Consider the following 22,800-nt stretch of genomic DNA (forward strand, 5'->3'; position numbering starts at 1 on the left):
AATTTAGAAGAAACGAGGAGTTAACATTTTAGAATTATTGAACAATTCGAATCGGAGGAAAATCTCATGTGATCCGGAATTATAATTCTGTAATCGGGTAGTTTCTCTATCATATGCATATCCTGCAAAGATTGAATTTGATATTTGAAATCCTGCCATCGCACTCCATGCAGCGTCCCATCTGTAGGCCGCTCCAAGAGTTAGTTTGTCATAAATCAGAAAGTTCAGCGAACCGTCAGCCTGTAATGGTGCTCCTTCGACGGCTTTTAACAGCACGGAAGGTTTCATTTTTAAATCTGCATTAAGATCAAAAACGTATCCGGTAATGAAATAATAATGTAATTTCTCCTGTGTAATGGATACGGAATTGTCTTTGTAACGTTTGGTTTCAAAAAAGTTCGGCACTGATAATCCCGCATAGAATTTATCGGAATACAGATAGATACCGGCACCTAAGTTAGGACTAAAATCATTTGATAAATTTTGAAATTGCGGATCATTCTGATGTTGAATATTAAGTTTATTTACATCAATGTTAAAGAGATTACCGGTTCCTTTTAAACCGAATGCCAGTTTATAATTTTCAGACATTTGAATGAAATAGGACAAATCTGCTGAAATAGCACTTTCATTGGCTGGACCAATGCGGTCAGTAACGAAGGAAAGTCCAACTCCAAAACTTGTGTCACCAATCGGCGTATTTAAGGAAAAAGCATTTGTAGTAGGTGCTCCGTCCAAACCAATCCATTGGCTTCTGTGTAATCCGAAAATACTCAGCACCTCTCTCGAGCCTGCATAAGCCGGATTTATATTAATGGTATTATACATATATTGTGTATACTGTGAGTCTTGTTGCGAATAACCCATCATACCTATTAATCCTAAAACGAGTGTTATTAATTTTGTTTTCATGTTCACTAATTTAAATTAAATTGGTAAATAATTAATAGAAATATGAGAATTATCTGTTTAAATACAAGTAACCTGATTTATCACTCCAAGCCCCGGTTTCATTATCTTTATATTTCAGGATGTAGAAATATGTTCCGTCTGGTAATTCTTCGTCTTTATTGAAAGTAGAACGACCATTTGATTTTCCTTCAAAAACGACCGTAGTGTTATTATAACCGTTTTTTTCAAATACCAAAACGCCCCATCGGTTATAAATCTGAACATTGTTATCAGGATAACAATCTAATCCTTGAATAAAGAAGACATCATTCATTGCATCATTATTCGGAGAAACGGCATTGAAAACTTCAATGGAACAGGCCGCCAAAACTTCACCTTCACAATTGTGTGAACGAATGTAGAACTCATATTTTCTTGGACACTCACTGTCATTTACATCTAAAGTATACACTAAAGTATAATACCCGTCCGGAAGCAGCGTTACGTTAAGAATGTTACCATTCAGTGCGGATTCAAAACCTACATTCTCGATTGTCCATTCACCATCATATTCGTCCTGACTAACCAAACCAATCAGTAATTGATTTAAGTCGTAATTTGCGTTTGCAGGCACATCATTACAAATGGATTTTGTTCCCGCATCGAAAGTGTCGTTTATGGTTACATGGATTACTTGAGTAAGAACTGTTGAATTTCCACAACTGTCAGTCGCCGTCCATGTTCTTACAATATCATAGGATACAATTAAATTGTTCTCATCGGTAGCTTGATTTTCGATAGTTTCTGTAAATGTAACGGTTACTTCACCACCACAATTGTCTGTAAAGATAATTTCAGGCACCGGAGGAATCGCTGAACATGAAACTGTTGTTTCCTCAGTATAATCTTCGCTTTCCCAGGAAGGCGCAATCTCATCGTTTACTGTGATTACCTGAGATATTGAAGAAGTGTTACCACAACCATCCGTAAATGTCCATGTTCTTGTTACCGTGAATGCGTTCGGACAGTCGCCTTCGGTAATAACATCAACTCCTAAAGCTGAAATTTCACCGGAACATTTATCGTTGGCAATTAACACTCCCGGTCTCGGAACTTCGCTTGAACATGAAACGGTTAGGTTGCTAGGCGCTTCCGGTAATGATGGTGCCACTTCGTCTGAAACAGTGATTATCTGTGCTACAGCGCTACTGTTTCCACAAGCATCGGTAAAGGTCCATGTTCTGGTAACTACAAATGAATTCGCACAATCTCCCTGAACTATGCTGTCTACACCTTCTACGGTAATGGCTTCCTGACAGTTATCGTATGCGGTTAAAGAAATCATGGCAGGAACATCACCGGCACATTCTACCGTTATGTTGTCCGGAGCAGCTGGAGCTACAGGAGCAATTTGGTCAGAAACAGTTATCATTTGTGAAATGGAAGAACTGTTCCCACAAGTGTCAGTAAATGTCCATGTTCTTGTAACTACATAAGAGTTAAGACAATCTCCCGGTTGAACTGTGTCAACGGATAATGCTGAGATTTCCCCGCTACAATTATCGCTCGCAGTAAGAGTAACCGGTCTTGGAATTTCGATTCCACAAGATACTGCAATATCAGCCGGAGTTTCCGGAGCTACCGGAGGTATAGTATCACTAACAGTTATTATTTGAGATACTGAGGAACTGTTTCCGCAGGAATCTGTAAACGTCCATGTTCTTGTAACCACATATGAGTTATCACATGTGCCCAGTGTTGTAAATTCGATTCCTTCTACAGTAATTGCATCTTGACAATTGTCGGTTGCGGTAAGAGCAATCATTGGAGGTATTAAGGTTCCACATGATACTGTAATATCAGCAGGAGCTTCTGGAGCTACCGGAGGTATAGTATCACTGACAGTTATTGTTTGAGAAACCGATGATGTATTTCCACAAGCGTCAACGAATGTCCATGTACGGGTTACAACATATGAATTGGCACAATTACCCGGTACAACCGAATCGACTCCCTGTACTGTAATTTCACCTGAACAAGCATCGGTTGCAGTAAGTGAAATCATCTCCGGAATCAAAGTTCCGCAGGATACGGTTACATCAGCCGGAGCAGAAGGCACAACTGGAGGGATGTTGTCGTTAACATTGATTATTTGTGATACGGATGAACGATTTCCACAAGCATCAACAAATGTCCAGGTACGGGTTACAACATATGAATTGGCACAGTTACCCGGTACAACCGAATCGACTCCCTGTACTGTAATTTCACCTGAACAAGCATCAGTAGCGGTAAGAGAAACCATTTCCGGAATCAAAGTTCCACAGGATACAGTTACATCAGCCGGTGCAACAGGTATAACAGGAGCAAGATTGTCGTTAACAGTTATTGTTTGTGATACCGAAGAGCGATTACCACAGGCATCAACAAAAGTCCAGGTACGTGTTACAACATATGAATTAGCACAACTACCTTGTACGGTTGAATCAACACCTTGAACTGTAATTAATCCTGAACAGGCATCATTAGCAGTTAGTGAAATCATTTCAGGAATTAATGTTCCGCAAGACACGGTTATATTTGCCGGTGCCTGAGGTACTATCGGTGCCACATTGTCAATCACGTTAATTGTTTGAGAAACCGAAGCACTATTACCGCAAGGATCTGCAAAAGTCCAGGTGCGTGTAATTATGAATGAGTTTGGACAATTTCCCGGAACAACAGTATCAACACCGGGAACACTTATTTGCCCTGCGCAAGTATCCGTGGCAGTCAATGAAATCATTGCTGGTACCTCACTAATACAAGCTACGGTTATGTCTGCCGGAGGACTTGGTAAAACAGGACTTGATGAATCATTTACGTTGATTGTCTGACTTATTGAAGAAGTATTCTGACAAGAATCTACGAAAGTCCATGTTCTTGTTACGGTGAAACTTCCGGAACAACTTCCGCCTGTAATGACATCAACACCCTGAGCGGTTATTGGACCATTACACGCATCGTTAGCAGTTAATGAAATCATTTGAGGAATATCACCACTACAAGACACCGTAATATTTGCAGGTGCTTGTGGCGGAACAGGCGCAGTGATATCCTGAACATTAATGGTTTGAGAAGCTGTAGATGAATTTCCACAGGCGTCCAATGCGGTCCATGTTCTGGTTACCGAATACGATCCGGCACATTGCCCAGGAGTAGTTACGTCATTAAAAGTCAATGTGAAAGCGGAACCACAGTTATCTACAGCGGTTGCCTGAGCAAATTGAGGCACAGCCGGACAGTTAATCGTTGACGGAGCAGGCAATGCTGCAATAACCGGAGCTGTAATATCCTGAACATTTATGATTTGTGAAGCTGTAGATGAATTTCCACAACCATCAAGAGCAATCCATACTCTTATCATGGAATAAGAACCTGCACATTGTCCCGGTATGACTTTATCTATATAAGACAGGTTAATGCTTGAACCACAGGCGTCTGTAGCTGTTGCCTGTACAAACTGAGGTGTGGCAGGACAGTTAATTGTATATGGTTCTGGTAAAGCTGCAATAACCGGTGCGGTAACATCTTGAACATTAATAGTTTGTGATGCTGTAGATGAATTTCCACAAGCGTCTAAAGCAGTCCATGTTCTGGTTACCGAATACGATCCGGCACATTGACCCGGAGTAGTCACATCGTTAAAAGTCAATGTAAAAGCGGAACCACAATTATCTGTAGCCGTTGCCTGAGTAAATTGAGGTACAGCCGGACAGTTAATCGTTGAAGGAGCGGGTAATGCTGCAATTACAGGAGCTGAAACATCCTGAACATTAATGGTTTGAGATGCTGTAGATGAATTTCCACATGCATCCAAAGCGGTCCATGTTCTGGTTACCGAATAAGCCCCTGCACATTGTCCCGGAGTAATCACATCGTTAAAAGTCAATGTAAAAACGGAACCACAGTTATCTGTAGCGGTTGCCTGAGCAAATTGAGGCACAGCCGGACAGTTAATGGTTGAAGGAGCGGGCAAAGCAGCAATTACCGGTCCTGAAACATCCTGAACATTAATGGTTTGAGAAGCTGTAGATGAATTTCCACAGGCGTCCAAAGCAGTCCATGTTCTGGTTACCGAATACGATCCGGCACATTGCCCAGGAGTAGTCACATCGTTAAAAGTCAATGTAAAAGTGGAGCCACAGTTGTCTATAGCCGTTGCCTGTGCAAATTGAGGTACAGCCGGACAGTTTATGGTTGATGGAGCAGGTAATGCTGCAATAACCGGACCTGAAACATCTTGAACATTGATAGTTTGAGATGCTGTAGCTGAATTTCCACACGCATCCAAAGCGGTCCATGTTCTGGTCACTGAGTAAGCTCCTGCACATTGTCCCGGAGTGGTTACATCGTTAAAAGTCAATGAAGCAACAGCGCAATTATCAGTAGCTGTAGCCTGTGCAAATTGAGGTACTGCCGGGCAATTAATGGTTGTTGGAGCAGGTAAAGCCGCTATTACCGGTAAAGTTGTATCGTCTATAGTGATTATTTGTTGGTCGGAACCTACATTGCCACAAACATCGGTTAATCTGTAAGTTCGCGTAACAATAGTAGGACAACTTCCTGAAGCTACGTCCTGATAAGTAATGGTAGCTATTGCAGAAGCATCGACAAAAGTTACACCGGCCGCATCAAGTTGTGCAGCTGAAATTACGACAGGAGTAGTAGAAAACCCTAAATTTCCTAGGGCTGAACTACTTGCCATTGCATTTGTTCCGCAACCTTCAATAGCTAAATCGTTTGGTGCGGTGACAACAGGATTACTTACGTCACCCGGGCCAATTATAAAAGTCTGAGAGGCAATACATCCAACGGCATCAGTTACGGTAATTGTATAAGAACCCGGAGCAAGTCCGGAAATATCCTGAGTAGTAGCTCCATTATTCCAGGAATAGGTGTAAGGAGCCGTTCCGCCGGTTACAGAAACATCTATTGAACCATTATTTTGATTACTGCAATTTGCAGCAGTAACGGTACCTGTAATCGTGATTGGTCCCGATAATGTAATTATCTGTGACTGTGAGCTAACCAATTGAGTCGGAACATTCGAATCGGTTACAGTTAATGTAACGGTATAAGGTCCGCCGGGATAAACGAAGTTATGAACTGGATTTTCCAGAGTAGAAGTTGTTCCGTCCCCAAAATTCCACAAATAGGAATAAGGAGTAATACCACCGGATGTTTCATTGGTAAATGTTACTGTAGCTTGGTTTGCAGATGCACAAACGGTATAGGTGTATTCTACAGCTAATGGTGCGGCAACAATCATACAACTTCCAAATTCACATTGTGATTTGCTGTAGGTGTTACAATTGTATGTACTTAATTCCGGATCGTTTGCGTTTCCGTTAGTTTGCCATACCGCTAAAATACGGCATAAGGCTAGTTCCTGACCGCAAGTCCAGGTAAAAGGACCGTAGATTTGTCGCTGACCGGATCCGGGTGTCACATTTCCAAGATATGCGTTTACAGGAATTACAACCCCGTCAATAGATAAATCCGCAAAAATTCTGGTTTGCGAAATTGCACTGTTTGCATTTGAGGTATAATTTAGCATAACATACATCTGTTGTGATGTACCGGGTGTACAGGTTGTGTTAGACAGCGGAACACCGTTGATATTTGTAAGGCTCAGAAAAACCTGATCTAACGTATAGTTATTTGAAGAACAATTGAAATAATCTTCATAATAATTTGGTGCGGTACCACACAAACGTAAGTCTGGTTTTTGAGGCGTAAACTGAGAAAAAGCATTGTTAAGTCCTAACAGGATAAATAACAATAGTAAGGTAATTTTTGGTTTCATGGACATTACTTTATTAATTGAAACTTTAATAAATCTGTAATAAAAAAACACTAATTCTAGAGGTCAGAAGTCCGCTTAGCGATGCAAAAAAGCATGCGAATGGCTTTAGCCCTAAAATTGACACGGCAATAAAAATCTGTTGGAAAATAAAAGCGAAATTGTTCCGGTTAATTATAATAACAGAACAATATACATGCTGACTGAAAGTCTGTTATAAATCTTGATGTGGTATTAAGATTTAAAACGACCTGATAAATTCAATTCAAAATGTATTTCGATAATTTGTTGAGTCTAAATTATTTAAATAAACTGTTTGGTAAGTAACAATTAGTTGCATTTTCGATGAAAGTGGGCGTTTTATCCGTGAATTAACATTTATTTGACAAATGTTCTCTGGTTTTTGTGGTTTTTTTTGACTTACTTTATGAGTATAAATTAAGGATTATGAAAAATCTGATTCTCATTCGTCATGCCAAATCAAGCTGGGATGCTCCTTTAAAAGATATTGACAGACCGTTATCTAAAAGAGGTATTGGTGATGCACACATCACTTCCAATGCCGTCGATGGTTATTTACCCAAAACATTTATCGTTTGGAGTAGTCCGGCCAAAAGAGCCAAAGAAACCGCAATGATTTATGCACAAAACCTTTCTATTCCGCTGGAAACAATAATATATAAAGAGGATTTATACACTTTTGACGAAAGAAGTTTAGAAAAATCCATAAAAGACTGCGAAAACAGGTATGATAACCTAATTCTTTTCGGACATAATGAGGCAATAACAAATTTTGTTAATAAATTTGGAGATTGTTACATAGACAATGTTCCCACTTCGGGATTTGTCTCGTTAAAGTTTGAAGAAGAAGATTGGAAAAACATACAAAAGGGAAAAATTCTCAAGACGATTTTTCCCAGACAATTAAAATCATGAGTATTACGCAGGAAAACAAATACATTGACAGAGAAAAAAGTTGGCTTGCCTTTAATGCCAGAGTACTTCAGGAAGCTGCAGATGAGACAGTTCCATTATTAGACCGATTACGTTTTTTAGGAATTTTTTCCAATAACCTGGATGAATTTTTCCGTGTACGTTATGCGGCAATCCGTCGTTTGAATTCGGAAGGAATTTCCGGAGAAAAAATCCTCGGAGGCATCACTGCAGAACAATTACTGAAAGACATTACCGAAATCGTTATCGAACAACAATCGGAAAGTTTACGTATTCTGAGCGTTATCGAAAAAATGCTGGAAAAGGAAAACATTTTCATCATTAACGAGCGGGAAATCAATAAGGAACAAAAAAAGTTCATTCATGATTTCTTTATTCAGAAAGTGGGTCCGGAATTGGTAACCATTATCCTTAACGATTTGGATGAATTCCCGTTGTTGAAAGACACTTCGGGCTATCTGGCAGTGAAATTGGTAATGAAATCCAAACCGCAAAACACCATTCTTTCCAAAATCATTCAGAAGAAAGAAGTGCGTTATGCCGTTATCGAAATCCCAAAAACCATCAACCGATTTGTGGTGCTTCCATCGAGTACCGACAAACAATACATCATTCTTTTAGACGATGTAATCCGTGATAATCTCGACAGTATTTTCAATATTTTCGATTATGAAAGCATTTCGGCCCACATGATAAAAATTACCCGTGATGCCGAATTGGATATCGATGCCGATTTGAACAAAAGTTTCATGGAAAAGATTTCTTCGAGTGTGAAAGACCGACGAATAGGGGAACCCGTACGTTTTGTTTACGATCAGTCCATTGAGAAAGATACCCTGGCATTCTTCCTGACCCGAATGGGAATCGATGCAACCGACAGTTTAATACCCGGCGGACGTTATCATAACCGTCGTGATTACATGGATTTTCCAAACTTAGGTCGTTATGACTTGCTAACCAAACAAAACACACCGCTTCCGGTAGTCGGACTCAATCTGGAAGGCAGTATCCTTGAAAAAATAAAAGACAAAGATTATCTGGTAAACGCCCCTTATCAGTCGTTCTCATACATCATTAAGTTTCTTCGTGAAGCGGCTTTGGACCCTAAAGTGGTTTCCATTAAGATTACCTTGTATCGTCTGGCAAAGAACTCACAAATCATCAGTTCGCTTATCAATGCCGCCAAAAACGGTAAAAAAGTGGTGGTACAGATTGAATTGCAGGCCCGTTTTGATGAAGCCAGTAATATTTCCTATGCCGAAATGATGCAAACGGAAGGAATCGAGCTGATTTTTGGGGTAAAAGGATTGAAAGTACACAGCAAGATTTGTGTAATTGAGCGGATGGAAGAAGGCAAGGTGAAACGTTACGGCATCATTTCCACCGGAAATTTCAATGAAGGTACCGCAAAAGTCTACACTGATGTTACTTTATTTACAAGTCACGTTCAGATTATGCGTGATGTTTCGAAGATTTTCGAGTTTTTTGATGTGAACTACCGCGTCTATCGTTACAAACATTTATTGGTTTCACCACATTATACGCGTTCCAAATTTTATAAGCTGATTGAAAGGGAAATTTTACATGCCCAGGCGGGAAGAGAAGCTTATATCAAGTTGAAAATGAATAGCTTGTCTGACTTTAAGATGATTGATAAACTATACGATGCCAGTAGAGCCGGAGTAAAAGTACAATTGATTATAAGAGGTATTTGCTCCCTGATTCCGGGTGTTCCGGGGATGAGTGAAAACATCGAAGCCATCAGTATTGTAGACAATTACCTGGAGCATTCGCGTGTTTATATTTTTGCCAATGACGGCAATCCGGATGTTTACATTTCATCGGCTGATTTTATGACGCGAAACTTAGACGCAAGGGTAGAGGTGAGTTGTCCGATTTATGATCCGGAAATCAAACAGGAAATGCTGGAAACCTTTGAAATCGGTTGGAAAGCAAATGTAAAAGCCCGACTGCATTCGGAAAAGCTGGATAATCAATACCGAAAACAACCGGACCAGAAAATGTTCCGTGCCCAACATGAAATGTATAAATATTACTGTGATAAACTGGAAGTAATTACGGAAAAGATATAGTGGTGTTCAAATGCCCAATAAAATAAAATAAACGAATCAATCCTAAATGATTTCAATTAAAAAATATGCCGCAATTGATATTGGTTCCAATGCCATGCGATTGCTTATTACCAATATTATCGAGCAACCCGGAAAAGAAACGCAGTTTAATAAAAGTGCCTTAATCCGCGTACCAATTCGTTTGGGACAGGATGCTTTTACGGTTGGCGAAATTACGGAAGAGAATGTCGACCGTATGATTGATGCCATGAAAGCGTTTAAATTACTGATGAAAGTATATAAAGTGGAACGTTATATGGCGTGCGCTACTTCTGCTATGCGTGAGGCTTATAACGGAAAAGAGGTTACTGAAATCATCAAGAAAAAAGCCGACGTGAAAATTGAAATTATCGATGGTAAAAAAGAAGCGGCTATTATTGCTTCATCCGATTTACATCACTTCATAAAAACCGATCAAACCTATTTGTATGTAGATGTGGGAGGTGGTAGTACCGAATTTTCGTTATTCTCGGAAGGGAAAATGATTGCTTCAAAATCCTTCAAAAACGGAACCGTTCGTTTGCTGAACAATATGGTAAACGACGTAGTTTGGCAGGAAATTGAAAAATGGATTAAAGCGAATACTGAAGACTACGAAAACATAACGCTTATTGGTTCAGGCGGAAACATCAATAAGATTTTCAAATTATCCGGAAAAGCTCAGGAAAAACCGCTTTCCTATATTTATCTGAATTCCGAATACCAAAAATTGAACGCATTAAGCTACGAACAACGCATCGCCGAATTAGGTTTAAACACCGACCGCGCCGACGTAATCATCCACGCACTCCGCATATATCTAAACGCGATGAAGTGGAGTGGTGCCAGAAACATCTATGTTCCCAAAATCGGACTTTCCGATGGTATCGTGAAAGCCATGTATAATGGGAAGATTTAGTTGTAAGTTTTAAAGTGACAAAGTAGCTGAGTTTAAATTTCAAATAAAATTTTTCAATTTCTTTGAAGGATATAAAGGTTAATTTTGACTCAGTAAGTTAGCTACTTCGGCACTTTATAACTCTTTTAAACATCCAAATCAAAAGTCTTACGCAACAATTCCATTGCCGGATTAATCGACTTTAACTTCTCATATTTCTCAATCGGAGTAAAAGCATACTTTGTTTCTGTTACTTCATTTACATGCACGTCAATTACTATGTCGTGGTTGTGCAATTTTCCGCGTAAATACCCTAGCAATTCCGTTTTATTGGCATCAAAATCTACTTTTGAACCTTCGTTGGGCAACTCCAATTTTATGGTAGTTCCTTCCAAAGTAGGATCGTTGATAAGCATGTAGGTTGCCATAATTTTTTGGCCTTTATCACTCAGTTTCTGAGCAAAATTGGTCCATTGCAGTAACATATCCGTTTCTGTGAAAGGTTCTTTCGGTAATTCGTCGTGATGTCTGACAGTAGCTTTTTGAGATGCTTCTAATTCCCGTTTAGCCTTTATACTGGCTAAGGATAAAGCAGAAACTTTGGTTCCGTTTGTAGGTTCCGATATTGCTAACGGTTTTATTTCCGGAGCAACGGGTAGTACTATTTGCTGAGTTTCAACAACATTTGGAGTAGCAACAGTGTCGTTTGAAATTTCAACCGCATTCGGAATTTCCTTTTCCACAGCAATTGATTGGGTATTTTCAACCGGAAGCGCAACTTTAGGTTTTACTTCAGTAATGGAATATCCGGAATTTCGATAATATGTGGGCGGAATTATAAAGGACTCAGCTTTTTTTTTTCTCCATCAAAAGTGATAGAGGCAAGCTGCATTAAACAAAGTTCAACCAAAAGACGTTGGTTTTGCGACACTTTATATTTCAAATCACATTCGTTAGCAACAGTAATTCCTTGTAAAAGAAACTCCTGTGAGGCTTTCTGCGCCTGATCGTAATACAATTTTTGTGCGTGTTCTCCGGCTTCCAATAAAATCAAGGTAGCTGGGTTTTTAGAAACCAACAAATCTCTGAAATGCGAAGCCAATCCGGAAACAAAATGATGTCCGTCAAAACCTTTCGCTAAAATATCATTGTAAGCCAACAGCAATTCCGGAATTTTGTTTTCCAGAATCAAATCGGTCACTTTAACATAGTATTCAAAATCAAGTACGTTCAGATTTTCCGTTACCGCCTGACGTGTTAAGTTATTTCCGCAAAAGGAAACCACACGGTCAAAAATCGATAACGCATCACGCATCGCACCATCGGCTTTTTGCGCTATAATATGCAAAGCATCGTCTTCAAAAGTAATATTCTGACTCGCAGCTACTTCTGCCAAATGATTCTTAGCGTCTTTAACGGTAATTCGTTTGAAGTCAAATATCTGACAACGCGATAAAATCGTTGGAATAATTTTGTGTTTTTCCGTAGTGGCCAAAATGAATATCGCATGACGTGGCGGCTCTTCCAAAGTTTTCAGAAAAGCGTTGAAAGCAGCCTGAGATAACATGTGTACCTCGTCAATAATATAAACCTTATATTTTCCGGTTTGTGGCGGGATGCGAACCTGATCAATCAGGTTACGGATATCGTCTACCGAGTTGTTGGAAGCCGCATCCAATTCAAATACGTTGAACGCAAAATCTTCATACGGATCGTCATAGCCTTCCTGATTAATTTTTCGGGCAAGGATACGTGCGCAAGTCGTTTTTCCAACACCACGCGGACCCGTGAATAACAAAGCCTGCGCAAGGTGATTGCTTTCTATGGCATTCAGTAACGTATTGGTAATAGCCTGTTGCCCAACTACGTCCTTAAACGTTTGGGGTCTGTATTTACGGGCTGATACAACGAATTGTTCCATAGAAATTTATTGGAATACAAATATAGAGTATTTGTTGATTTAGGGATTAGGCAATTCGTTAATTTGAAGAAAAGTTATTCACAAATCATTTTTGGTTTCTTTTTATGGAAAGATCAATCAGGATTCTGGCAGCTTCGCTTTCGGAATTTGCTGAAAACCCAGTTACAAATACACCTTTTTTGCCGTTCTTTAATGATTTAATGCCATAAACGGTTGCTTCGTCATCCGGATTGGTGTCTCCCTCATAGCGGTATATATGAACAATTTCAAAGTTTTCGGGATGGGATACAATTTCATTTTCATGAATGTTGAAATCATGATTAAATCCGTTTTCATTCAATTCGTCTAAAGCTTCGGAAACCGTTGCGTAATGATACGTGTGAGCCATAATGTGCAAGTTTTTGATTAAACGGATATTTTAAGAGACTATATAATGATGATTTGGATGATTTCAACTTACAGACTTCTTCTTGCTTTAATGGAAAGACCAATCAGAAAACGAGCAGAAGCACTTTCGGAATTCGCTGCGTAACCGGACACAAAGACGCCTTTTTTATCGGATTTGGATTTGGATCTTATGCCGTAAACTGTGGCTTCATCGTCCGGATTGGAATCGCCTTCGTAGCGATAAATATGCACAATTTCAAAATCATGCGGATTGCTTTTAAATTCGCTGTCATTTATATTGAAATCAAAGACAAAACCCAATTCTTTGAGTTCCTGTAAAGCCTTAGAAACACTCGCGTAGTTATATGTATGTACCATGATTTGAAAAATATTGATTTAGGGATATTAAATTTACGATTTTTATAAACGCTTTTTGCAGAAACTAATGTTAAAGTGTTTCTTTAAAAAATAATTTTGGCCAATTATTTATCGTAAGTTTGCACCGCAGACCGCCTTATCGTCGTTCCGTCCCGATAGCTATCGGGAAATCGGGAGGGAGGAAAGTCCGGACACCACAGAGTAGCATAGCGGGTAACGCCCGTCCGTCGAGAGGCGAGGACAAGTGCAACAGAAAGTATGTACAGGTAATGCTGTAGTGAAACCAGGTAAACTCTATGCGGTGAAATGCCAAGTATATCAGCATTTAAGGGCGACTCGTCCGTTGTTGAAGGGTAGGCAGCTTGAGTTATTCAGTAATGGATAATCTAGATAAATGATAAGGGTCAATTTCGATTGATACAGAATCCGGCTTACAGGTCTGCATTTTTTTTAACTCTCAATTTAAAATCATGGTACTGGATTTTCTTAAAAGTCTTTTCGGAAATAAAACAAATGATAACGAAACTAAAGTTTTTTATGATTCCAAATTAGGTAAACTGACTTGTGAATTCGACAGAAAAAAAGACGAATTTTTCTTTTGGAATGCGATTTTAACCAACATCAATAACGATAAATCCGAAACTACGATAACAATCGAAGGAGATGTAAACTGTCCCAATTCAGGTTTACTGGATTCCGCATACAAAATCATTGATAACTTAAACAGTATTACTGCAGATGTTCAAAACGGACTGAACAGTAAATACCCTGAAAAAAGCATTGATTTATCAAAAGGTTACGTTTTAGATGATATCAGTTTTTATACTGATGATGAAGTAGAATATGAAATGGAATTTACTTCAGACGATCAGGAAATGGTTTCCGTATCTTTTAAAAATAATTTAATTACAGAATTGGACTTGTATTAACTGTCCGTTTCATCTTCTTCCTCTTCCATTTCTTCCTCACTTTGTTCAAATTCAAAGAAGGAAAAAACCGAACCACCGTAATTTCTGTCGAAAGAAAAGTTATCCATGTGACTGAGTTTGGTGTGTTTGGAATGTTCAACCACCATCATGCCGTCTTCTTCCAGTAATTCGTTTTCAAAAACCAATTGGATAACTTTTTCAAACTCTTTTTGCTCCATTCCATAAGGAGGATCGGCAAAAATAATGTCGTAACTTCCTTTGCTTTTTTCCAGAAATTTGAAAACATCACTTTTAATAGGTGTAATATCAAAGTCGAATTCCTGAGCTGTTTTTCTGATGAAATTGATACACCCCATGTCGCCGTCAACACTGGTGATGGGTTCACAACCGCGGGAAGCAAACTCGTAACTAATGTTTCCGGTACCGGCAAACAAATCCAATACTTTCAATTCACTGAAATTGAAGTGGTTGTTTAAAATATTAAACAAGGCTTCTTTAGACATATCCGTAGTAGGACGAACAGGCAGGTTTTTTGGCGGACTGATGCGTCTTCCTTTATATTTTCCGGAAATTATTCTCATGAATTCAGTAGGATATAATGTTGTAAAACTTCAGCCTCTGAAAGCGAATATTGCATTTCTAAATTTGAAGTGAATAATAATGAAATGTTGCGAACATAGCGGTAGGCGATTTCAAAACACGGATGGTTTTCAGAAATTTTACCCAACAGAAAAACCGAAATGGTTTCCGGGTTTAACTGTAATTGTTCAAAGGTAAAAAGCAAATAGTAAACGAAATCTTCCGGCGTTTTGTATTCGAATGAATTATATAATAATAACTTTAAGTTATGCGCAATAATTATTTCAAAATGAGTATCTTGAAAGTGAACAAAAACTTCTTTATCGAATTTATTTCTTGACAAACTCAACACTTTGGAAACCAAAACCGTATTCACGTTTTTATACTCAAAAGAACCGAACTGATCAATCAGAAAATTATTGACATTCACAAACGGAACATGAACATTGATCATCTGATAAGTGTCCATTTCATCGTAGGTAAAGAAGTCGGTTTCGAAAACTTTGGTATTGTATTGCAGGTAACTTCCGAGGTAATTTTCGTCAAAAAGGGCTTTAGGAACAAAGGCGTTGAAATTGTTATCGTGCAAAACCACAATTTCGTCGTAGGGTTTTGTTAACGCTGGGAAATCTACAAATGTGCGCCACAATTGGTCTTCTAACGATTGTGTATAATTGAATTTCACTTCCTGTAAATCCAGTACTCTTTCGTTCAAAGTATCAAAAACACAAAAAGAAAGCCCGTTAAGCGCCACCTGAAGTGATAGTTTTTTATAATTTTTTGAAGCGATTGTAGCTGTAGTCATACGTTAAATCCGATTACGGCAAATTTACATTTTTTTTCCTACTGAAACCGGGATTGTGTTTAAATTCCTTGTTATCTTTGAAATCCGCTTAAAAGAAGCCAAAAGTTTTCTTTTAGCCCTGATTGTAGTGGAAATGACTTTAGCAAAGTTCAAACTTTGATAAAGTTATTGCAACGGAAAGCAGGAAAATGGATTAATTCACGCCCAAAGTTTTGCTCCAAAAATTAAATAATAAATGATTTCAGCCAAGTTTTATTCCTTACTCAAACAGAATTTCCCTTTTCAGACGACGGCCAAACAGGATATTTTTTTTCAACAGATAGCCGAGTTTACCACCAATGAAAATCAGGATGAGATATTTGTATTGAAAGGGTATGCGGGTACCGGAAAAACCACGGTGATTTCCACTATAGTCAATCAGCTGAAAGAGATCAATAAAAAGTATGTTTTACTGGCGCCAACCGGTCGTGCGGCAAAAGTGATTGCCAATTATTCCAACAAACCGGCCCATACCATTCACAAACGCATTTATTTTCCTAAAAAGAGTGGAGGCGGAGTGACTTTTACGATGCAGCCGAATAAGTTCAAAAATACGATTTTCATTGTCGATGAAGCGTCGATGATTTCAGATTCGCCTACAGAATCGAGCATGTACGAGAACGGTTCGTTGTTGGACGATTTGATTATGTACATCTATTCCGGACACAATTGCAAGATGATTTTGGTGGGAGACACAGCACAGTTACCACCGGTGGGCATGGATGTGAGTCCGGCCTTGGATATGAACAAGCTTTCTATGAATTACAACATGGAAGTCCCTCATATTGAGTTGGATGAAGTAATGCGTCAGGCGGAGAAATCAGGGATTTTGTTCAATGCTACCGAATTACGGGAAGTATTGAAATCCCAATTTATCGATACGTTTCAGTTTCAGTTGAAAGGATTTAAAGACATCGTTCGCTTAACGGACGGTTATGATATTCAGGATGCGATTCACAGCGCGTATTCCAATTACAGTATTGAAGATACGTGTTTTATTGTGCGTTCCAACAAGCGCGCCAACCAATACAACCAACAAATCCGGATGAAAATTCTGGACAAGGAAAGTGAGCTTTCAACAGGTGATTTCCTGATGGTGGTGAAGAACAATTACTTTTGGATGAAGGACAGTGATGAAGCCGGTTTTATTGCCAATGGCGACATTATCGAAGTGTTGGAAATCTTCCGATTTGTAGAATTGTACGGCTTCCGGTTCGCCAAAGTAAAAATCCGAATGGTCGATTATCCGGACCAGATTCCGCTTGAAACCGTTTTGATTTTAGACACCTTAACGAGTGAATCTCCATCACTGACTTACGAACAGTCGAATCTTTTGTATCAGGAAGTGATGAAAGATTATGAAGACGAAACCAGCAAATACCGAATGCTGCAAAAGGTAAAAAACAACGAATATTTCAATGCACTTCAGGTGAAATTTTCCTACGCCATCACTTGTCACAAATCGCAGGGAGGGCAATGGAATACCGTTTTTATTGAGCAACCTTACTTGCCGGAAGGCATTGACCGGGATTACATTCGTTGGCTCTATACAGCGATTACCCGTGCGAAAGATAAATTGTATCTGATTGGATTTAAAGAGGAGAGTTTTGAGAGTTAGAGAATAGAGACAAGAAACAAGAAACAAGAGACAAGAAACAAGAGACAAGAGACAAGAAAATTTGAGGAAGGGATAAAGAAAAATTCCGCAAAGTTTTTGATAACCTCAGTACTTTTTTCAAAAAAACTCAGAGGCTTAGTAACTCAGCAACTTTCAAAGAAACTTGTGTATCTCAATAAATAAAACTTTGATTCTTAGTGTCTTTGTGACAAAAGAAAAAACTCAGAAACTTAGTCACTCTGCAACTTTAAAGAAAACTCAGTAACTTAGCCACTTTGTAACTCAGCAACTCAAAAAAAAATGAAAATAATCGCCGTAATTCCCGCACGCTATGCTTCCACACGATTTCCTGCCAAACTGATGCAGGATTTAGGAGATAAAACCGTAATACTTAGAACGTATGAAGCCGCAATGGAAACCAAATTATTCGATGATGTTTTCGTGGTGACCGATTCCGATCTGATTTACAACGAAATTGTAAGCAACGGAGGAAAAGCCATTATGAGTATCAAAGAACACGAATCAGGCAGTGACCGAATTGCGGAAGCCGTTGAAAACATGGATGTTGACATTGTTATCAATGTTCAGGGTGATGAACCGTTTATCAACAAAAAACCGTTGGAACAGGTTATTGAAATCTTCAGAAATGATGCCGATAAAAAAGTCGATTTGGCTTCCTTAATGTTTGAAATCAAAGACAAATCCGAAATTGAAAATCCGAATAGCGTAAAGGTAATCGTTGACCAACAGGGATTCGCCTTGTATTTTTCACGTTCGGTGATTCCGTACCCAAGAGAGGAAAATGTAGGTGTTCGTTATATGAAACACATCGGAATTTACGCTTTTAGAAAAGAAGCATTAATGGATTTTTACCGTTTACCGATGTTATCGCTGGAAGCTTCCGAAAAACTGGAACAACTCCGCTATTTAGAATACGGAAAACGCATCCGAATGGTGGAAACCGACCACGGAAGTATTGGAATCGATACTTTGGAAGATTTGCAAAAGGCGAGAAAACTACTTTAAATCACTTCAACTTTTTAATCGTAAACAATTCGTTGTGATCTTCCACTTTCGGATACATCCGCACCGAATAATTTTCGTCAAAACGAGAACGGTAACTTAAATTGCGGTCTTTGTCTTTTTTGTTTAATGTCATCGTATTGAAAAGTATAAAGCCGTTTACATTAAGTAAAAAGTTGATTCTGTTGATGAAAAAATCTTCAAACAAAAAGTTAGGCATTTTGGTATCCTGAAAGATGTCAATGATAATCAGATCGTATTTGGTTTTGGTTTTTAAAACGAATTCAAACGCATCATCAATCACGATTTCCAGATTTGGAATTTCGTTTAAACCGAAGTAATTATTGGCAATTTCTATGACATTTGCGTCCAGTTCCACGCCGGTAATCTGCCCTTTGAATTTAATTTCGTCTACTAACGTTTTGATTACACTTCCGCCGGCAACACCTAAAACCAAAACGTTTTTAAATCCACGAATGCGTTCAAAACCAATATAATGCAAACCTTTACGAAGAATCCGTTGCAAACTCCCATAGGAATAATTGGTGTTTTTTGAATCCAAAACCAATTGCCCGTTAGCCCAGGTAACCTCGAGACTTTTATTGATTTCGGAATTTTTTTGGTGTATATTTATGGGAATAAAATAACTCAGAATCTTTTTAATCATCGCACTTCGCATTTCTATTCGTAAATATAATGCTATTTTTGAAGCAAATTTTTCATAATGAAGCAAATTCTCTACAAGTTTATATTCTTCCGATTAATGGGTTGGAAAATCATCGGCACGATTTCGCCGGAAATTAAAAAATGTGTAATGATTGTTGTCCCACACACCAGTTGGCATGACTTTTATTTAGGTCTTTTTACTCGCGGAATATTGGGCTTGGATATGAATTTTGTAGCCAAAAAAGAATTATTCCGTTTTCCTTTCGGGACCTATTTTAAATGGATGGGCGGTGCGCCTTTAGACCGTAAGAAAAACGAAAATAAGGTTGATGCTATTGCTAAAGTATTTGAAACACGGGAAGTTTTTCGTTTGGCCATTGCTCCGGAAGGAACCCGAAAAAAAGTAACCGAGTGGAAAACCGGTTTCTATTATATCGCAATTAAAGCGAACGTACCCATTATTCCTGTAGCATTTGATTGGGGTAAAAAAGAAGTCCGCCTTTCCGAACCCTTCTGGCCAACAGGAAATAAGGATGCCGATTTTAAAATTTTAGAAAAAAATTTCATCGGAGTGACAGGTAAAATCCCGCACTTTAGTTACAACCCGGAAAAAGATTAGTTTTTTTTAAAACCATAAGCTGGTATTTTTCGTAAATGAAGTTATTAATCCTAATAACCACACTTATGAAAAATTTCTTAATCGCTTGTGCTTTAGCCTCATTTTTATTAACTGCCTGCAATAACGATGATGCAGCACTTGTTTCGGAAAATCCGCCTCCTGTTGATGCAACACCAACACCTGCAAGGGAACTTAAATTGGTTACCTCAAGCAATACGAGTGGAAAAGTTACTTTTTCAGATTTATTGGCAGCTTCACCTATTGTGAAATCAGTCAGTGTAAGCGGACTCGATTCTGATGGAATTTTCTTCGACAGCGGAAAAGACCAGATAGTACTAGCCTCAAGAACCAATAACCGATTGGAATCCTACTTGGGTTTGCGAAACTCCATCATTTCCGGAACGGATAATCTTATGTTGGCGTTTTCAAGTACTTCCGACTTTAACAATGCCAGGGAAATTGCGGTTATCGATGATAAAGTAATTGTAACTCAGGACCAAAATACGGCAAACGGTAATATCAATAAGATTTTGGTATACCAAAAAACAGCCAGTAGTTTTAATCTGATGAATACTTATACTGTTGATTTTAAAGTATGGGGAATTCATATTGAAGGTTCAGACTTGTATGCAGTTGCCGATTTAACGAGTGACATTGTCGTTTTCAATAATTTCTTCAGTAATCCCAGTGGAAATATCACACCATCCAAAAGAGTTGTCATAGAAGGTTTGGTGCGTACCCATGGCATTACTTTTTCCGCAGCGGATAACCGAATGATTTTAACCGATGTAGGTAGCGCCACTTCCGCAACTGATGGCGGATTAGTAATCATAAATAATTTTTCAAGTGTTTTTATGGCAACGGCTAACATGGGGACAATTACAACAGGTAATCAAATCAGAGTGTATGGTCCAACTTCTCTTTTAGGTAATCCCGTGGATGTGGCATATGACAACGTTTCAAAAAATATTTATGTTGCAGAACGATTAAATGGAGGAGGACAGGTGCTTACATTTAGTTTGCCGACATCAAATGGCGATTATGCTCCCACTTCAAGCAGAATTGAAGCTGGTGTTACAGCGGTTTATTTAGTTAGGAAATAAACATTGGTTAATTAGAAACCCCAATTTGAATTTGTTCAGGTTGGGGTTACTTTTGATGGAATGTCTCAAAAGTTCCGTTTTTATAAAAAATGACAATGCGGTCAATATCGGAGTCATTTTTAACATGTTCCAAAATTCGCGTATTTGAAAAATTTTCTCCGGGATTTTCAAATACGCGATTTTTTTCTACAGCAGGTTCGGTAGAAAATAAATCGGGTTGGTTTTCAGATTTTATATCTTCGGTTTTGTTTTCCGAAAACAGAGAAGGAGTTGTATTCGGAATTGAAACCGATTTTTCGTTTGGTTCACTTTTCGGAAAATTTCCCTTTCCGTTCAAAATCCAATACAAATCCACTTCAGGGAATACTTCAATTATTTTCAAAATGAAATCCAAGCTAGGTTTGTTTCTCCCAGAGAGTAGGTGAGATAAACTGGAACGCTGCACACCAATTCTATCGGCAAATCCGGAGGCGGATAATCCATAATAATCGAGTATAATTTCTAGTCTTTTTACAAAATCTTCTGTGTTTACCATTGTAAATAGTTATGAATAAAGATTGATATTACAAATGTAAACAAAAGAGATTGAAAATCCAATTTTAAAGATGTAAATAAGCGTAAAAGGCAATTTTAACCAACACTAAGACTTCAATTAAATCACATTAAATCCCTGAAAATAAGATATTTAAATTACTTTATTAACAAAAGTAAATTAAAGTAAAACCCAGTATATGTAAAGGGTAAGGAAGGAGTTGAAATCCGTTTACATGAATAAACAAACAGATGCTAATTTATGTTTACAAATGTAAAAAATAAGATGTTTACTTTTGTAAATAGAAAATTGTAAACATGAATTTTAATACGATAACCGAAAAACATAAAGAGCAAAATCTTTTTGGAAGATACATTACGAACAAGCATATCGAACCCATTTTAGAAAAACTGAATTCTGATTTTGCAGTTTCGGTAATTGGGAAGTCGGTTAAGGAAAAACCAATTTATGCTGTTAAATTCGGAACAGGAAAAATAAAAATTTACATGTGGTCGCAAATGCACGGGAACGAATCCACAACTACCAAAGCACTTTTTGATTTATTTCATTTCCTGTCTTCAAAAGATAAAACCGCAACGGAATTAAAAAAAACTTTTACCTTATTATGTATACCCATCTTAAACCCTGATGGAGCGGAAGCATATACACGTGTAAATGCCAATGATATTGACTTGAATCGCGATTCGGTAAACCTGTCACAGCCGGAAAGTAAAGTGCTGCGAAGTGTTTTTGATGAATTTAAACCGGATTTTTGTTTTAATCTTCACGATCAGCGATCAATTTTTGCAGCCGGAAACACTGATAATCCTGCAACGGTTTCATTTTTGGCGCCATCTTATAATGAAGCAAGATCGGTTAATGAGGTTAGACAAAGGGCTATTAACATTATTGCTGCGATGAATTTGGTTCTACAAGATTTCATTCCCAATCAGGTTGGACGTTTTGACGATTCGTTTAACATTAATTGTATAGGGGATATGTTTCAATCGTTAGGTGTGCCAACGATTCTTTTTGAAGCGGGTCATTTTAAAAACGATTACGAGCGTGAAACCACACGAAAAATGATATTCATTTCGTATCTGTCGGCATTATTTTCTATGTCTAAAAACGATATTCTTGTCAATAAAACAATCGATTATTTTAATATTCCTCAAAATAATCCTGTTTTTTATGACTTTATTTATAAAAATGTCAAAGTAATACTTGATGGTTTTGAAAAAAGTATTACTTTTGCAGCCCATTACAACGAAATTCTTTTGGATGATGCGATTGTTTTTAAAGCAACTATCAGACAGATAGAAGGGTTGGAGGGATATTTTGGACATTATACCTATGATTTTCAGGGACAATTATTTGAAAATCAAAAAGATAAAATGCCTGAGATGGATTCGGAAGCCAGTTTTATTATAGGTATGCATAATAAAATTGTTAACGGATTGCTAAAAAAATAACAAATTAATTGTTTTATTGCTAAATAATTA

Annotated in this window: 19 protein-coding genes and 1 other RNA gene; 10 read left to right on the forward strand and 10 right to left on the reverse strand. The window is 38.1% G+C overall.

What is annotated here, in order from left to right; all coding sequences use genetic code 11:
- Positions 1-3: 3 nt before the first annotated feature.
- Both BLQ05_RS05380 and BLQ05_RS05385 read right to left on the reverse strand, forming a co-directional pair.
- On the reverse strand, positions 4-912 hold the full coding sequence (locus tag BLQ05_RS05380) for a PorP/SprF family type IX secretion system membrane protein (protein WP_023576683.1): 909 nt from the start codon (positions 910-912) through the stop codon (positions 4-6).
- Positions 913-961: 49 nt separating this feature from the next.
- The gene (locus BLQ05_RS05385; RefSeq protein ID WP_023576684.1) at positions 962-6,739 is read right to left on the reverse strand and encodes an HYR-like domain-containing protein; all 5,778 of its coding nucleotides are present in this window, start codon (positions 6,737-6,739) and stop codon (positions 962-964) included.
- 444 nt (positions 6,740-7,183) lie between these two features.
- Here BLQ05_RS05385 and BLQ05_RS05390 point away from each other — a divergent pair, with 444 nt between their 5' ends.
- Genes BLQ05_RS05390 through BLQ05_RS05400 form a run of 3 tightly spaced genes read left to right on the forward strand, consistent with a single transcriptional unit; the run spans position 7,184 to position 10,720 of the window.
- The gene (locus BLQ05_RS05390) at positions 7,184-7,672 is read left to right on the forward strand and encodes a SixA phosphatase family protein (protein WP_023576685.1); all 489 of its coding nucleotides are present in this window, start codon (positions 7,184-7,186) and stop codon (positions 7,670-7,672) included.
- A complete protein-coding gene (ppk1, locus tag BLQ05_RS05395; protein ID WP_035654585.1) occupies positions 7,669-9,783 on the forward strand; it encodes a polyphosphate kinase 1 in 2,115 nt (704 codons plus the stop codon). The genes BLQ05_RS05390 and ppk1 overlap by 4 nt, the downstream gene beginning before the upstream one ends.
- A 46-nt stretch (positions 9,784-9,829) precedes the next feature.
- Positions 9,830-10,720 carry a Ppx/GppA phosphatase family protein gene (locus BLQ05_RS05400; protein ID WP_023576687.1) on the forward strand — a complete coding sequence of 297 codons (891 nt, stop codon included), beginning with the start codon at positions 9,830-9,832 and terminating at the stop codon, positions 10,718-10,720.
- 125 nt (positions 10,721-10,845) lie between these two features.
- Here BLQ05_RS05400 and BLQ05_RS05405 read toward each other — a convergent pair whose 3' ends face one another.
- From BLQ05_RS05405 to BLQ05_RS05420, 4 genes are all read right to left on the reverse strand, one after another.
- Positions 10,846-11,442: a hypothetical protein gene (locus tag BLQ05_RS05405; protein ID WP_023576688.1), complete on the reverse strand. Its 597-nt coding sequence runs from the start codon at positions 11,440-11,442 to the stop codon at positions 10,846-10,848.
- 92 nt (positions 11,443-11,534) lie between these two features.
- Positions 11,535-12,620 carry a DNA polymerase III subunit gamma/tau gene (gene dnaX, locus BLQ05_RS05410; RefSeq protein WP_023576689.1) on the reverse strand — a complete coding sequence of 362 codons (1,086 nt, stop codon included), beginning with the start codon at positions 12,618-12,620 and terminating at the stop codon, positions 11,535-11,537.
- A gap of 85 nt (positions 12,621-12,705) precedes the next feature.
- Positions 12,706-13,008: a hypothetical protein gene (locus tag BLQ05_RS05415; RefSeq protein ID WP_023576690.1), complete on the reverse strand. Its 303-nt coding sequence runs from the start codon at positions 13,006-13,008 to the stop codon at positions 12,706-12,708.
- Between the two features lie 68 nt (positions 13,009-13,076).
- A complete protein-coding gene (locus tag BLQ05_RS05420) occupies positions 13,077-13,385 on the reverse strand; it encodes a hypothetical protein (protein ID WP_023576691.1) in 309 nt (102 codons plus the stop codon).
- A gap of 123 nt (positions 13,386-13,508) precedes the next feature.
- On the opposite strand from BLQ05_RS05420, the gene rnpB reads away from it, so the two are divergent.
- An RNA gene (gene rnpB / locus BLQ05_RS05425) (RNase P RNA component class A) lies at positions 13,509-13,835 on the forward strand.
- Between the two features lie 20 nt (positions 13,836-13,855).
- On the forward strand, positions 13,856-14,314 hold the full coding sequence (locus BLQ05_RS05430; RefSeq protein ID WP_023576692.1) for a hypothetical protein: 459 nt from the start codon (positions 13,856-13,858) through the stop codon (positions 14,312-14,314).
- Here the strand turns inward: BLQ05_RS05430 and rsmD are convergent.
- A complete protein-coding gene (gene rsmD, locus BLQ05_RS05435) occupies positions 14,311-14,895 on the reverse strand; it encodes a 16S rRNA (guanine(966)-N(2))-methyltransferase RsmD (RefSeq protein WP_023576693.1) in 585 nt (194 codons plus the stop codon). The two genes, BLQ05_RS05430 and rsmD, sit on opposite strands and share 4 nt — an antisense overlap.
- The gene (locus BLQ05_RS05440) at positions 14,892-15,698 is read right to left on the reverse strand and encodes a DUF3822 family protein (RefSeq protein ID WP_035654586.1); all 807 of its coding nucleotides are present in this window, start codon (positions 15,696-15,698) and stop codon (positions 14,892-14,894) included. The genes rsmD and BLQ05_RS05440 overlap by 4 nt, the downstream gene beginning before the upstream one ends.
- A gap of 235 nt (positions 15,699-15,933) precedes the next feature.
- Here BLQ05_RS05440 and BLQ05_RS05445 point away from each other — a divergent pair, with 235 nt between their 5' ends.
- Positions 15,934-17,355, forward strand: coding sequence for an ATP-dependent DNA helicase (locus BLQ05_RS05445; RefSeq protein WP_023576694.1), 1,422 nt, complete (start codon positions 15,934-15,936; stop codon positions 17,353-17,355).
- A gap of 300 nt (positions 17,356-17,655) precedes the next feature.
- Positions 17,656-18,381, forward strand: a complete 726-nt coding sequence (gene kdsB, locus BLQ05_RS05450) for a 3-deoxy-manno-octulosonate cytidylyltransferase (protein ID WP_023576695.1) — start codon at positions 17,656-17,658, stop codon at positions 18,379-18,381.
- Between the two features lies 1 nt (position 18,382).
- On the opposite strand, the gene BLQ05_RS05455 is transcribed toward kdsB, so the two are convergent.
- Positions 18,383-19,045, reverse strand: a complete 663-nt coding sequence (locus tag BLQ05_RS05455) for a spermidine synthase (protein WP_023576696.1) — start codon at positions 19,043-19,045, stop codon at positions 18,383-18,385.
- A gap of 57 nt (positions 19,046-19,102) precedes the next feature.
- On the opposite strand from BLQ05_RS05455, the gene BLQ05_RS05460 reads away from it, so the two are divergent.
- Positions 19,103-19,663, forward strand: a complete 561-nt coding sequence (locus BLQ05_RS05460) for a 1-acyl-sn-glycerol-3-phosphate acyltransferase (protein WP_035654587.1) — start codon at positions 19,103-19,105, stop codon at positions 19,661-19,663.
- Between the two features lie 65 nt (positions 19,664-19,728).
- Positions 19,729-20,766, forward strand: a complete 1,038-nt coding sequence (locus BLQ05_RS05465; protein WP_023576698.1) for a lipoprotein precursor — start codon at positions 19,729-19,731, stop codon at positions 20,764-20,766.
- Between the two features lie 46 nt (positions 20,767-20,812).
- On the opposite strand, the gene BLQ05_RS05470 is transcribed toward BLQ05_RS05465, so the two are convergent.
- Complete coding sequence (locus BLQ05_RS05470) at positions 20,813-21,301, reverse strand: helix-turn-helix domain-containing protein (protein ID WP_035654588.1); 489 nt, start codon at positions 21,299-21,301, stop codon at positions 20,813-20,815.
- A 314-nt stretch (positions 21,302-21,615) separates the two neighbouring features.
- Between BLQ05_RS05470 and BLQ05_RS05475 the strand changes: the two genes are divergently transcribed.
- Positions 21,616-22,770 carry a M14 family metallopeptidase gene (locus tag BLQ05_RS05475; RefSeq protein WP_023576700.1) on the forward strand — a complete coding sequence of 385 codons (1,155 nt, stop codon included), beginning with the start codon at positions 21,616-21,618 and terminating at the stop codon, positions 22,768-22,770.
- The last annotated feature ends 30 nt before the right edge of the window (positions 22,771-22,800 follow it).

Origin of the sequence: Flavobacterium saliperosum, from assembly GCF_900100625.1 — a bacterium.
GTDB classification, from domain to species: domain Bacteria; phylum Bacteroidota; class Bacteroidia; order Flavobacteriales; family Flavobacteriaceae; genus Flavobacterium; species Flavobacterium saliperosum.

Excerpts from the sequence above, each read along its gene's own strand:
- BLQ05_RS05455 (WP_023576696.1), bottom strand. The coding sequence starts at position 19,045 with ATGATTAAAAAGATTCTGAGTTATTTTATTCCCATAAATATACACCAA.
- BLQ05_RS05440 (WP_035654586.1), bottom strand. The coding sequence starts at position 15,698 with ATGACTACAGCTACAATCGCTTCAAAAAATTATAAAAAACTATCACTT.
- BLQ05_RS05460 (WP_035654587.1), top strand. The coding sequence starts at position 19,103 with ATGAAGCAAATTCTCTACAAGTTTATATTCTTCCGATTAATGGGTTGG.
- BLQ05_RS05385 (WP_023576684.1), bottom strand. The coding sequence starts at position 6,739 with ATGAAACCAAAAATTACCTTACTATTGTTATTTATCCTGTTAGGACTT.
- BLQ05_RS05470 (WP_035654588.1), bottom strand. The coding sequence starts at position 21,301 with ATGGTAAACACAGAAGATTTTGTAAAAAGACTAGAAATTATACTCGAT.
- rsmD (WP_023576693.1), bottom strand. The coding sequence starts at position 14,895 with ATGAGAATAATTTCCGGAAAATATAAAGGAAGACGCATCAGTCCGCCA.
- BLQ05_RS05400 (WP_023576687.1), top strand. The coding sequence starts at position 9,830 with ATGATTTCAATTAAAAAATATGCCGCAATTGATATTGGTTCCAATGCC.
- BLQ05_RS05420 (WP_023576691.1), bottom strand. The coding sequence starts at position 13,385 with ATGGTACATACATATAACTACGCGAGTGTTTCTAAGGCTTTACAGGAA.
- kdsB (WP_023576695.1), top strand. The coding sequence starts at position 17,656 with ATGAAAATAATCGCCGTAATTCCCGCACGCTATGCTTCCACACGATTT.
- BLQ05_RS05475 (WP_023576700.1), top strand. The coding sequence starts at position 21,616 with ATGAATTTTAATACGATAACCGAAAAACATAAAGAGCAAAATCTTTTT.
- BLQ05_RS05380 (WP_023576683.1), bottom strand. The coding sequence starts at position 912 with ATGAAAACAAAATTAATAACACTCGTTTTAGGATTAATAGGTATGATG.
- BLQ05_RS05390 (WP_023576685.1), top strand. The coding sequence starts at position 7,184 with ATGAAAAATCTGATTCTCATTCGTCATGCCAAATCAAGCTGGGATGCT.
- BLQ05_RS05465 (WP_023576698.1), top strand. The coding sequence starts at position 19,729 with ATGAAAAATTTCTTAATCGCTTGTGCTTTAGCCTCATTTTTATTAACT.
- ppk1 (WP_035654585.1), top strand. The coding sequence starts at position 7,669 with ATGAGTATTACGCAGGAAAACAAATACATTGACAGAGAAAAAAGTTGG.
- BLQ05_RS05415 (WP_023576690.1), bottom strand. The coding sequence starts at position 13,008 with ATGGCTCACACGTATCATTACGCAACGGTTTCCGAAGCTTTAGACGAA.
- dnaX (WP_023576689.1), bottom strand. The coding sequence starts at position 12,620 with ATGGAACAATTCGTTGTATCAGCCCGTAAATACAGACCCCAAACGTTT.
- BLQ05_RS05430 (WP_023576692.1), top strand. The coding sequence starts at position 13,856 with ATGGTACTGGATTTTCTTAAAAGTCTTTTCGGAAATAAAACAAATGAT.
- BLQ05_RS05445 (WP_023576694.1), top strand. The coding sequence starts at position 15,934 with ATGATTTCAGCCAAGTTTTATTCCTTACTCAAACAGAATTTCCCTTTT.